General features: G+C 46.7%; 9 protein-coding genes and 1 rRNA gene. 3 read left to right on the top strand and 7 right to left on the bottom strand.

Annotated features, from left to right (window positions below; all coding sequences use genetic code 11):
• Together QUB33_RS27620 and QUB33_RS27615 are read right to left on the bottom strand one after the other, a co-directional pair.
• Positions 1-329: ribosomal RNA gene (locus QUB33_RS27620) — 16S ribosomal RNA — on the bottom strand; the annotation flags it as partial.
• Positions 330-1,098: 769 nt separating this feature from the next.
• Complete coding sequence (locus QUB33_RS27615; protein WP_333357250.1) at positions 1,099-3,036, bottom strand: serine/threonine-protein kinase; 1,938 nt, start codon at positions 3,034-3,036, stop codon at positions 1,099-1,101.
• Between the two features lie 503 nt (positions 3,037-3,539).
• Here QUB33_RS27615 and QUB33_RS27610 point away from each other — a divergent pair.
• The gene (locus tag QUB33_RS27610) at positions 3,540-4,022 is read left to right on the top strand and encodes a 2Fe-2S iron-sulfur cluster-binding protein (RefSeq protein ID WP_006635922.1); all 483 of its coding nucleotides are present in this window, start codon (positions 3,540-3,542) and stop codon (positions 4,020-4,022) included.
• A 38-nt stretch (positions 4,023-4,060) separates the two neighbouring features.
• Positions 4,061-4,531: a phycobilisome protein gene (locus QUB33_RS27605; RefSeq protein WP_333357247.1), complete on the top strand. Its 471-nt coding sequence runs from the start codon at positions 4,061-4,063 to the stop codon at positions 4,529-4,531.
• Positions 4,532-4,548: 17 nt separating this feature from the next.
• Here QUB33_RS27605 and QUB33_RS27600 read toward each other — a convergent pair whose 3' ends face one another.
• The 5 genes from QUB33_RS27600 to QUB33_RS27580 form a co-directional block, all read right to left on the bottom strand.
• Positions 4,549-5,715, bottom strand: coding sequence for a pentapeptide repeat-containing protein (locus QUB33_RS27600; RefSeq protein WP_333357243.1), 1,167 nt, complete (start codon positions 5,713-5,715; stop codon positions 4,549-4,551).
• A gap of 240 nt (positions 5,716-5,955) precedes the next feature.
• A complete protein-coding gene (locus tag QUB33_RS27595; RefSeq protein WP_333357240.1) occupies positions 5,956-6,618 on the bottom strand; it encodes a V4R domain-containing protein in 663 nt (220 codons plus the stop codon).
• 50 nt (positions 6,619-6,668) lie between these two features.
• The gene (locus QUB33_RS27590) at positions 6,669-7,139 is read right to left on the bottom strand and encodes a phycobilisome protein (protein ID WP_333357237.1); all 471 of its coding nucleotides are present in this window, start codon (positions 7,137-7,139) and stop codon (positions 6,669-6,671) included.
• A 170-nt stretch (positions 7,140-7,309) separates the two neighbouring features.
• Positions 7,310-7,576 carry a hypothetical protein gene (locus QUB33_RS27585; protein WP_190736888.1) on the bottom strand — a complete coding sequence of 89 codons (267 nt, stop codon included), beginning with the start codon at positions 7,574-7,576 and terminating at the stop codon, positions 7,310-7,312.
• Between the two features lie 94 nt (positions 7,577-7,670).
• Positions 7,671-8,372 carry a V4R domain-containing protein gene (locus tag QUB33_RS27580; protein ID WP_333079508.1) on the bottom strand — a complete coding sequence of 234 codons (702 nt, stop codon included), beginning with the start codon at positions 8,370-8,372 and terminating at the stop codon, positions 7,671-7,673.
• A 282-nt stretch (positions 8,373-8,654) separates the two neighbouring features.
• Between QUB33_RS27580 and QUB33_RS27575 the strand changes: the two genes are divergently transcribed.
• Positions 8,655-10,487, top strand: coding sequence for a caspase family protein (locus QUB33_RS27575; RefSeq protein WP_333357233.1), 1,833 nt, complete (start codon positions 8,655-8,657; stop codon positions 10,485-10,487).
• Positions 10,488-11,537: the final 1,050 nt, after the last annotated feature.

Here is an 11,537-nt window from a genome sequence, read left to right as displayed (position 1 = left end):
CCCCACTGCTGCCTCCCGTAGGAGTCTGGGCCGTGTCTCAGTCCCAGTGTGGCTGATCGTCCTCTCAGACCAGCTACCGATCGTCGCCTTGGTGGGCTTTTACCCCGCCAACTAGCTAATCGGACGCGAGCTCATCTTCAGGCTATAAATATTTTCCCTTTCGGTACATCGGGGCTTAGCAGTCGTTTCCAACTGTTGTCTCCGTCCTGAAGGCAGATTCTCACGCGTTACTCACCCGTCCGCCACTAAGTATTTCTACTCCGTTCGACTTGCATGTGTTAAGCAGACCGCCAGCGTTCATCCTGAGCCAGGATCAAACTCTCCGTGTTGGATTGTTTTTTCGGCTCGTCAAGCTATTTCCACTCAGCCCTGAAGGCTGGTTTTTTTCCCTTGACTTTTTTCTCGTTGTTTGCGATATTGAGTATCAGCTCTCGCCGTTACTCTCTATCTTGATTTTTTTGACGAGGTTAAAGTGCTTTAAGCTTTCAAACTATTCTTTTTTCTAGGTTCAGTTTTTACCTTCCGGTTCGGCGGGTTCAGTGAACCGCTTCCCTTCTGGCGCTTTATTAATGTATCAACTCTCCCCAGAGTTGTCAAGCGTTTTGCGAAAATATTTTTGACTTTTTTTTGAACCTATACATACCAAGGGTTTTGGCTCTCCTTCAACGCTCCGGTATCCCCTGGCTGACTCCTCTTTTAACTATGGGGTCTTTTTTTTGGGCAAGATTGGACTTTTGAGGGGAGTATCTACCGCGCCTGGGTGAAGAACTCAGTGGTTCAACATGATGAGGGGGCTTACTTGGAGTATAGGTAAGGCAAGGTTAGAGTGTAAGGTGTGAGGCTGCATCATGGGGTTAGGACGACAGAAGCAGGCTGGTGCATGAGTCATATATGTAAGTCGTGTCTGTATTTCTTGGACTTTACTGAGGGACGTTTGGGTCTCAGATTGAGCCGATCGCCCTTAACAATTTCTCTGATTCCCAATCCAGAAGTTGACACGACACCGTCCTCTAGCCCTGCTCCAACTCCCAGGAATCGATCGGCCGCAAATACACTCTCCTGAATTACACCCCCAAACTCCATCAGTTACGCCAGTTCTCAGCCTTTGACGATCGAGGGCGAGTTGCTCTCCTCAACATCTACATCTAAAAAGTGCAAGTGACTCTCTTCCTCAGTATTGACAGCAATCACCAAACCTTTATTCCCCCAGGGAGCTATCGCCCGGGGTGAGGCGGGGCTGCTAAAACTCCCTACTTGAATCCCTTGACTGTTTAACACTTCTATCTGCCCCCCAACATCTGCCAACACCCATCCCCAATTAGCCACACAAGCAGACACGGGCAAAGTTTCAAGAGGAATTCGTGCTACCTTGAGTGGCCACAATTTCATCAACAGCACCGCCGCTTTACCACCTTGAGGAATTCCCAGCAAAGTATAAGGCTCAGGTGTCAACAGCATCTGTCCCACGCTGGCAGACAACCGCACAGAACCCACCGAGGTGCCGCGGCGAGTGTAAACTCTAAAAATAGTTTGGGGATTTTTTGGTTCATTGTCCGGCCAGACTGCTAAGACGTGTCGCCGATCCAAAAACTTTAATTCTGGTAAATAGTGTTCTGGTAACGGCACAGTAGCGATCAGCTTCAGGGCTTTTTTCTGATCGCCAGCAGTGCTGTTTGCAGCTAAAGAATAAAAACGCAGTTCGCCGGGAACCGCTACTGTCAACCAGTTGCCGTAAGAGTCTACAGCTGCTTTTAAAGCATCTGGACCTTGCCTAAAACCCATATCCAGCAAGCACTGAGGCTCCCAAGAACCCTCATTGATCCAGTAAAGTTTTTGGGGAGTGAGAACGCAGCAGCCGTTGGAAACAGGTAAAATGCCGCGCACGATTTCCGGCATTAATGAAATAGAAATAGACATTTCTTCTGTAACTAGCTGTTTTCCCGGCTGAGACCAAACCTTCACCTCTGTACCTACAGCAGCATAGAGATACGTTTCAGTGGCAATTAAAGCGGTCAACGGTGCTGGAAGTATCAGTGGCTTGGGCTGCGAAAGCGAATAGCGCACAGTCCGAAGTAAATTAATCGCCGAAAGTGATGCTTTTTGCTCTTCAACTTCTAGCAAAGACTCAGTTTCAGACTTCAGGCTTTTATCACCACTGGTTGTGGGGTTTTCCCAAGGAATAATGCAGTCGCCCAATTGCCTGACAGCGGGGTCGTACATGATCAGCCGCAGAGCTTGAGCCATTTGGGAAGCACTGGCAAAACGGCGGGCTGGCAGCTTTTCTAAAGATTTTTTGACTATTGCTTGCAAAGGTTCGGGGATGGCGTCGGGGAATTGCAAGCGTTGATTCAGGTGCGCCCACCTCAAGTCTCCGGGGGTTCCCCCGAAAGGGCGGTAGCCCATTAGCAATTCAAACAGCAGAATTCCTACTGCATATATATCTGACATCGGGGAAAAAAGACCGTAGAACCGCTCAGGGGCCATGTAAGCGGGGGAACCTACCGTAGCGTCGGGAGAAATTTCTTGGTGGAGGCGAGTGGTACCAATTTCTGGCAGCCGACGCGCGATGCCAAAGTCAGAAAGCCGGGGCGACCAACCTTTTGCTCCTAAAGTTAGGAGGATATTTTCGGGTTTGATGTCGCAGTGAACAACGCCTCGGCGGTGGGCGTAGTCTAAGCCCGCTAAAACTTCCATGACTAGCTGTAAACCTTCGAGCAGACGCAAGGGGCGGTCTTGTTTGAGCAGGTTGCGGAGGGTTCCTCCCTCGCAGTAGTCCATAACCAAGTACCTGCCTGTAGCTGTGTGTTCTAGAGCTCGGCAGGTAACAATGTTCGGGTGCTGCAAGGTGATCAGAAACCACAGCTCTCGCAAGAATTCGCTAGTTGGAGCTTTTTGATGACTAAGTTCTTTGAGAGCAACCAGTTGGCTGGTGAGGCGGGAGTCCTGGGGGGGAGCTTCTCGAACGCTGGCACAAAAAACTCGACCAAATTGTCCTTGTCCCACTAGCCCTAAAATGCGGTACTTAGAATGTTGCATCGGTCTAATTATAGAAAAAGCTTGAGCTAGTATTAAAATATGTAAATAATTCTGACAAAAATTCAAATTTTTGAATCGCTCGCCAGGTAAAGCCTATGTTATCTCAGGTTCATTCTCAGCCTCCTTGAGAGCGATCGCACAGTCGCACCTACTAAAATTATTGAGCTTCGGAATCACTATCAATCTTGCCGGATGCCGAGACCCGCTCTGGAACTACCTGTGGCTGCTATTTTAGTCGATCGCGACTATTACAGTTTTTTCAATGCCATCTAGAAAGTATCTAAGGTTTTAGCTTTTCAAGGCTAAGCTGGGGAATCGGGGCGAGGGAACAGCGATGACCAAAACAGAAGTGCGGTTATGCCATAGGGGTTAGAGAGCTAGAAGCCGATGCTGTCGTCAAGGCATCTTAACCTTTTTGAGTGTTAGCCAAATTTTTTTGCGCTTTGAATAATAAGTTGATCGTAACTTGCTAAATACTGAACTTGACAGGAGCAAACATCAATATGGTTAAAATTATTAAACTAGATCCAATTGCGGAGGAAATAGCAGTCGAAACCCGATCAAATATCCTGTCTGCCTTACTTTCCAAAGACTTAGACGTTCTCAAGGAATGCGGGGGGCGGGGAATGTGCGCTACCTGCCATGTTTACATTAAAGAAGGCATGGAAGGCTTGTCGGACATGAACCGCCGCGAGAGAAGGACGTTGGAAGTCATTACTACGGCTAAAGCCAATTCGCGACTTGCTTGTCAGGCTCAAATTATGGGCGAGGGTGTGGTTGTACAGTTGCCTGCGGGGATGTACATTAATGCTATTGAAAATGTCGAAGCTCTGATCGGCCGCCGGGCCCAGCAAGATTTATTACACCCAATTACGGGTCAAGTAGTTGTAGAATCAGGTAAGTTAATTACTCGTTCTATCGTTACACAGCTTAATGAAACCCGCTTTCAAGTAGGACAGTATTTAGTTCGGACTAAAGAAGCTTAAAACTGATATGTTTGTATTTTAGTAGTAGAGAAAAATCTATGTTGAGCCAACTTGCGCGTTTGAGCATGGAAGCAGACGGACGCTACGCCAGTGCAGAAGAACTCCAATTTTTGAAAGACTACTTTCAGTCTTTGAATCACCGGATGAGTGCTTATAAAAAAATTCAAGCCTCTGAAACAGAAATTATACGGCAAGTGGAAGCACAAATGCTGTCTCTAGACCCTAGTTTATTTCGGCGGGGGGCTAACGATGTCACTGAAAAGTGCCGTGGAGATATTGTGCAGGTGTTGAGGCATTCGGCGGCAGCACTGTTGATTAATGATACGGAACGATTGCGCGATCGGCTACTACTTTGGTTGCAAACTATTTTAGGCGCTGTTCAAGTTAGAAATAGTGCAACCGTGACCTACGATGTGATGAAAAAGGTTCTCAAACAATATCTCACGGTGGAAGAAAGAAACCTATTTTTTCCGATTCTGGACATCAACCGCACTTTACTAGGCAAATAATCAAGGGGGTTGACAACTTAACGCCGATAAACTGTGCCATTAGGAAGAGTGGCTCCAATCAACTTCGCTCCCGTCAAATCCGCCTCAGTGAGAATGGCTCCCCGGAGGTTGGCTCCTGTCAAGTCAGCTTTCTGCAAGTTGGCTTTACTCAGGTTAGCTTTGCTCAAGTTAATTTCATGCAAACAAGAATTAGAAAGGTCGGCATTGATCAGGTAGGCTAGACTCAAGTTGGCTTTGCTGAGGTTGGCCCCGCTCAAGTTAGCTTCCATCAGATAAGCACCGCTCAAGTTGGCTTCGTTCAACAACGCCTCTGCCATATTAATTCCAGTTAAAAGTTTGCGGCTCAAGTCTACACCGCTGAGGTCGGCCCCGCTGAGGTTAATACCGCTTAAGTGGCTGCCATTCAAAGTAATGTTTCTCAGGTAGGTTTTGCTGAGGTCTGCTTTGCACAAATTGGCTCTATCCAAGCAAGCTTCGCTAAGGTCTGATCCGCTCAAGCACGCGCCGTTTAAATAGGCTTGAGTGAGGTTAGTTCGCCTGAGATTAGCTTTCAAAAGGTTGGCTTTGCTGAGGTTAGCACGGGTTAAGTTGGCTCCCGCTAGGTTGGCTTTGGATAATTCGGCTCCGGTGAGCTGTGCTTCGGTCAAGTCTGCCTCTTTCAGACTCGCTAGACTTAAGTAAGCATCTTTGAAGTTTGCCCCATTGAGATTGGCTTTAATCAGATAGGCTTTACTGAGATTGGCCTCGGTGAGAACCGCTTTGGTGAGGTTAGCGGCGCTCATATCTGCACCTATGAGATTAGTATGGGGAAGAATTGCTCCGGTCAGGTTTGCCCAATTCAGATGAGCTCCGGCGAGGTTGGCGGCGGTGAGATTGGCACCGATGAGATTGGCGCCGCTCAGACTAGCTGCCATGAGGTTAGCGCCGGTGAGATTGGCTCCGCTGAGGTCAGCTTTGCTGAGATTTGCTCGGCTCAGATGGGCTTTGGTGAGGTCGGCTCCGCTAAGGTTAGCACCAATTAAGTAGGGTCGTTGCTGGTGTTGGTTGAGGTTTGCCAAAATTAGAGTTGGGGCATCGTTGGAACGGAATAAATCGATCGGACTCAACACAATGCCGCGCAGATTTGCCAGTCTAAAATCTCTTTCGCCGGCTGCATATCGAGTTAGAAGTTCATTGGCGTCCATTAAGTTCTAGCAAAATGTTTGAGGTTTTGATTGCTTTTAAATTTTATGAGTTTCTAGAGTAAGTTATGAATTTTCTAGCTGCTCGTTATAATCAGGTTTTATTTAAATTGCTAAAACCTAATTTTTTGACTCATGCCTTTTTATAATTTAACTCACAGTTTTGATGATACAGTGGATAATATGGCTGCCCAACAATCGATTTGACAGCTATTAATAACAAAGTAATAGCTGTCAAATAAGTCAGTTTTTTTGGAAAAGTTGACTGAGAATAGCTTCATGGTCTTTTCCTTCTTCGACCATAGAATCGCCAGGTTGTAGGCGATCGCGCAGCCCTAAAATAAAGCGGTTGCAGTCCGAACCCAATGATTCGCACGATGTTTGCAGGCAGTGAAGTTCTCGACCCGTAAGCTGACTAAAGAACGCACTTAAAATACCTGCTTCTAAAAAACAGGCTGGTCGCTTAGAGTTGGGAGCTGTTTTAGCAAAAAGAGAATTAGCAATTTTTACTATTAAAAATCCCTGTTCGGAATAGCTGGGATCAAGCTCAAATGTTCCCCATCCATGAGTTTTCCAACACTGCTGCAAGGCCTGAAGAAATTCTACCATTTCCATTTCAGAAACTGGCTGACCGTAGTATTCGCTGACTTCTTCGCAAAAACGCACGTAGAAGTTTTTACCCCACCAGCGACCGCAGTTGAAAAGTACGAGGCGGGAGGCTTGACCTGTTTCTTTTTCTAAGCCGATATAAATGGCTTGAATCAGTGTTTCTGGGAGCGCTAGAAGCCGATCTCCCCGGCGGTTTTCCAGGAGGCCGAGTTCGAGGTCGCCTCGGACGTAGGCATCGCTGGCAAAGTAGTTTCCAGGGAGTCGGGGCTGTTTGAGTAAGTCGGCAATATTAATCATCGGAAATTGGGAATTGGGAATCGGGAATTGGAAATTGGGAAGAAAGCTGATTATTTATTACCTTGGTCAATAATAATTGACTGTGCTTGGTCGAAAAATGGTTGCAATATAGCGCGGGCTTGCTCGGAAAGCAATTCTTTTAAACGAGTTTGCAGCAGATTGCAAACAGTTGCTTCGATATTGTAAGTTTGGTGGGCTTCGACTATGCCGGAAAGCCAGTCTACAAGGCGCTGTTCTAGAAAATTTCGATCGTTCAGCAGCATAGCCATAGCGCAGTACCGCAAGACTAAAACCCAGTGTTTGAGCGATCGTTCTAAGGTTTCTTGTTTTTCGTCGGGGAATGTTTCTTGTAGTTTGTTGGCTACTGGTTGGAAGATGCTTGCTTCCTTCTCTCGCAAAAATTCGTAAATTTTTAAGCGCTGGACAAGGGTTACAGCTTGACGCTTAAAAGCCATGAGTTCTTCGCCTTTTAAAAAGCGGTTTTCTGCCTGATCCAGCAGCGCCTCAATCTCAGGGTGCATGATTTTAATTAAGTGGTAATCGGTAATTGATAAAAGGAAGGAAATTCGGCAACGAGCAATGTACGGGATTTAACGGATTTAACTAATTGATTTTGAGGGATGAGGAAAGAGGGGTGAGGGAAGATGGAGGAGGGATTGCCCTATTTTTTATTTTCCAGTCCGTACAGAGATTAAAACAGGTCAAATAGGTCATCAATGGTGACTTCTGCTTGTTCAGAAATAGAAATTACTGGCACGGGTGGCGGTAGGGGTAGGGCACCTACTTCCGGAATTCCTTCCCAAGAAATAGCTTGAAAAAAGTCTGCTACTGGCTGGGTTAAACTCAGAAGTTGACCGGGGGTCGAGCCAGTTGGGGTTTCTAAAGATTTTCCCAGCCAATTATAGTGACCAAAGAATTCTTGGACAGATTGGTCCAACCATGAAGTTTGACTTTTCATCTTTCTTCCTGCCTGGAGAAATCCACCATCGCACTTTCAATCGCGAAATTGGTGGGAGGAAAGGCAGGGCAGGGGATGTGCCTTTCCAGGTTGTTTACCGCAATATTTCACCGTGTTGCAGTCGATTTTGAATATCGCGGGCGTTGGCACCTTCGTTGAGCCAGAATGCTGCTGCATCAATTTTATCTGGGTTGCCAAGCAGGAACTTGCAATAGGTTTCTCCCATTGAGTAACATTGGAGTTCTATGCAGCTCAGAGGCTTTTTGACTAGAGAGCCGAAAAAACCGGCGAACAAACCAGCGTATAGGTGACAAACCGGTTTGCCTACGTCTCCCAACGTGCGAGCAACTGCTGAGTCAAAGAGGTTGATGAAGATGCAGCCGTGTTTGCGATCGCTCATGTCCACTTCCCAGCGACCCCAACCTTGAGCCGTGAAAGGCCACCACCAAGTTTCTAGCAGAAACATGAGATTTGACTGGCGAATGTTCTGGCTGTATTCGGCACTAAACCATTTTTGAAAAAATTCGGAATCTTGGAGTCCCCACTGGCAACCAATAGTATACATGATGACAGAGGACGCGGGGCCGACTTCTTCTTCGAGCCCCTCCACCAAACCGATAATGAAGTCCTCGCTGGTAAAAATGTTGCGCGACTCATTCCAGTCGTCAATGGTACCCATCTGGCGATCGAAGGCAAAAAAATCCTGAAACCTATAGTGACTGTGAGTTTTAGGATGCTTTTGCTTCAGTAGCGATTCGCTGTGGGTGGAGATTTCTTTTTTAGCGGTAGAGACCATTGGCGGGTTATTCCTTTTTGGTGTAGTTTGGTGAAAATTAGAGTCAAATAGACTGGCCTGTGTATCCAATTTAACTTTATTTTTCTAAAGGCAGGCACAGGGTATAATTTTTCACTGCAATATAAAAATTAAAAATTCTAGGATGCTAAATTTGGGGGCTTGTTGGGAGTTCTGCCTTCGGACAACTGCTCTCTGAGTGCTGACGAAAGTGGGTATAACCTTAAACGGCTATGTGTTATCGTTTTGTGCAAGCTGTCCACTATATATATAGGGCATATGGGGATGAAAAATCACGCTTGTATTGCAATAGGCATCAATCAATATCAGTTACTCCAGCCTTTGAGTTATGCCCAAGAGGATGCAGAGGCCCTGTACGGTTTTTTGACTGAGGAGGCGGGTTTTGCGCCGGATGGATGTCTGCTGATGACCGATAGCTCGCCGTCGCTGTGGGGTCAATCTACATATCCAAATCGGGAAAATATTCTGAGATTGACCCAAAGCCTCTGCGCCGAACACGTGCAACAGGGAGATTTACTCTGGTGTTTTTTTAGCGGCTACGGTGTCAGCTATGAAGGTAAGGATTATTTGATGCCTGTTGACGGCAATCCGGCTGACATTCAGGGTACGGGGATTCCGGTAGAGTTGCTGTTGAATACTCTGAAAAACGCTCCTACGGAAACGGTATTGGTGCTGGTTGATATGAACCGCAGCCAGATTGTGAAAGCGGGGGAAACGATCGGCTCTCAAACGGTCGAGCTGGCGCGGGCACTGGAAATCCCGACGGTGCTTTCTTGCCGCCCGAATCAAGTTTCGCGGGAAACTTCGGCTTTGCGTCAGGGGTTTTTTACGACGGCGCTTTTGGAGGGGCTACGATCGGGACAGTGCATGACCATTAAGGGTTTAGACCGTTTTTTGAGCGATCGACTGCCGGAGCTGTGTGACCACCATTTGCGTCCGAAACAAGAACCTTTGATGGTGGTGAACCCTCCGGGAAAGGCTAATTTGGTGATTTTGCCGGATGCTTCAGGGGTACCAACTGCTGCGTTGGCCGGACGCAACGGCAATATGACAGTTGGTACGGCTGATGGGTTCGATCGCCCGCAAATGGCGACGGCTACGGCTCGAATGGATCTGCCTCCGGCAGTTCGCAACGCTCAGGATTCGCCGGTTGAGATGCCGCCTGTGTCGCAGCCAAATGCTGTGGCTCCTGCCGATCGGGGGGGCGATCGACCGAACTTGCAAAAGCCGGAGGATGAGCATAACGGCGGGTCGGATAAGTCATTTTTGCAGCAGCTAGTTTTATGGAGTTCAGCTACGGCTTTGGTGTTGCTGTTGGGTGTTTTTGTGACGAACAAATCAATTTTTGTTGGTCAGCAAGAAGGAGATCCTCGATCGCCTGCTAACAATGCCCAAAACTCTGGATCTCAACAATTTACTGGTACTGGGGGATCGCAGAACCAACCGCGGGCGGTGCAAGCGGGGACTGGAACCAAGCAGCCACCATCGAGCCAGCAGGTGTGGGCTGAGGCGAAAACTTTCCTCAAGGATGGTTCGGCTTCTAGTTTTAATAAAGCAGTGGTTAAGGCTCGAACGATTCCGGCTAGCGATCCGCTCTACCCGCAGGCTCAGCAGGATATTGAGCGCTGGAGTTTGACAATTTTGGATATAGCTAACGGGCGGGCTGCTCGGGGCGACTTCCAGGGGGCGATCGGGGCAGCTAAATTGATGCCTGATGTCAATCAGCCTGTTTACAATCAGTCGAAACAGGCGATCGCTCAGTGGGAGGAGCTATCCAAAGACCAGGATGTAAATATTGCTTTGCTATCGGCTGCTAAGGGTCAAATTAAGCGGGGGGTTGCCTCTTCTTACAGTAAAGGCATCCAGCAAGCTAATAAAATTGCACCCGGTCAGCCGAAGTATGAAGAAGCTCAACAGTTAATTGGAGAGTGGAGCGAAAGTATTCTCAAAATTGCTCTGTTGCGCGGTTCTCAAGGAAAGCTTAAAGAGGCAGTTGAAGCTGCTTCGCTGGTGCCGTCGGGTACTAAGAGTTATCAGCCTGCTCAGAAAGAGATCGCCAATTGGAAAACTAAGCTCCAACGCCAGAAAAAAGGTTGATTTAGTTGATAATTTCTCGGTTTCTCGCCGGGAAATTATCTTAGCGACTGGCCGAAATAGGTCGGTAGGTCGCTCGATACCTCTTGATACTGCAAAAAGAGATCTACACATCGATAATTTAAAACCAATAATTTTATTAACCATTGCCCCTCCGCAGCTTTTGCGCGAGGGGATTTTATCTGCTGCCTGGTCGGTTCGTATTTGTAGAGTGAAAGATATCTTATGGGCTGGTTAATTGCGGTTGCGTAATAGCGGGATGATTTTAATTTTTTTATGGGATGGGTTCTCGTATCCTGAAGGCGTGTATTTTCACAGCCGGTGAAACGCCTAACCCCTACTCCCCACAATAATCCTCAAATGGTGTAACGTCGGTTAATTAATATCTTTAATTCACGTGCCGAGTTCCCTAAACCAATGCTTCCCACTTCAAAAACCATTTTTTTTTAACAATAAGGATGGCTGTCAAAATATTTTTTTGAAAAAATAAGTTTATAAACAATTCGTAAATGAGTTAATTTTAAGTTGCCATTGAAATAGTTAACTTTGGGATTTTATCAATTCGACTTATTACCTTAATCTAGCTAGAGTTAATTCTAACTTTAGTAACTAGCCAATTTGGCAAGACTGAATTGTTATCAAAGGCCAAGGGCAAAGGCAAAATAGCCTTAAATAATAGGGTATGGAGAGTTAATTTGTTTTACCCATCTTGGTGGGCTATTAGGAGCGGTCAATGGGTGGAAGACTGTTTAAACTTGTGCTGTTTTTAAATTCTTAGCAGTGAGCGATATGTTATGAATTATACAAAATGAGCAGTTATTGGCAATTCTAGCGAACGAGCGATCGCCCCTAAGGAATTCAGGAAACAGATTCATCGCCAGACAGCCCAAAATACCTGGATTGGCAAGCTGCGAGTCTTCCTTTCTCCGGACATCGCTAAGCTGCCTTAATTAACACAAATAAGGGCTTTGCAAGAAAGTAGGTCGGCGGGAAAAATCACCAGTATGTAACAAAACATTAAGTAGGGTGACGGGACTTAAATTTAATACGTTG

Origin of the sequence: Microcoleus sp. B3-A4, from assembly GCF_036705385.1 — a bacterium.
GTDB lineage: Bacteria > Cyanobacteriota > Cyanobacteriia > Cyanobacteriales > Microcoleaceae > Microcoleus.
This window is presented reverse-complemented; position numbering and strand designations above follow the sequence as displayed.

What these genes read in the sequence shown, in the direction of transcription:
- QUB33_RS27615 (WP_333357250.1), bottom strand. Translation starts at nt 3,036, where the DNA reads ATGCAACATTCTAAGTACCGCATTTTAGGGCTAGTGGGACAAGGACAA.
- QUB33_RS27610 (WP_006635922.1), top strand. Translation starts at nt 3,540, where the DNA reads ATGGTTAAAATTATTAAACTAGATCCAATTGCGGAGGAAATAGCAGTC.
- QUB33_RS27605 (WP_333357247.1), top strand. Translation starts at nt 4,061, where the DNA reads ATGTTGAGCCAACTTGCGCGTTTGAGCATGGAAGCAGACGGACGCTAC.
- QUB33_RS27600 (WP_333357243.1), bottom strand. Translation starts at nt 5,715, where the DNA reads ATGGACGCCAATGAACTTCTAACTCGATATGCAGCCGGCGAAAGAGAT.
- QUB33_RS27595 (WP_333357240.1), bottom strand. Translation starts at nt 6,618, where the DNA reads ATGATTAATATTGCCGACTTACTCAAACAGCCCCGACTCCCTGGAAAC.
- QUB33_RS27590 (WP_333357237.1), bottom strand. Translation starts at nt 7,139, where the DNA reads ATGCACCCTGAGATTGAGGCGCTGCTGGATCAGGCAGAAAACCGCTTT.
- QUB33_RS27585 (WP_190736888.1), bottom strand. Translation starts at nt 7,576, where the DNA reads ATGAAAAGTCAAACTTCATGGTTGGACCAATCTGTCCAAGAATTCTTT.
- QUB33_RS27580 (WP_333079508.1), bottom strand. Translation starts at nt 8,372, where the DNA reads ATGGTCTCTACCGCTAAAAAAGAAATCTCCACCCACAGCGAATCGCTA.
- QUB33_RS27575 (WP_333357233.1), top strand. Translation starts at nt 8,655, where the DNA reads ATGAAAAATCACGCTTGTATTGCAATAGGCATCAATCAATATCAGTTA.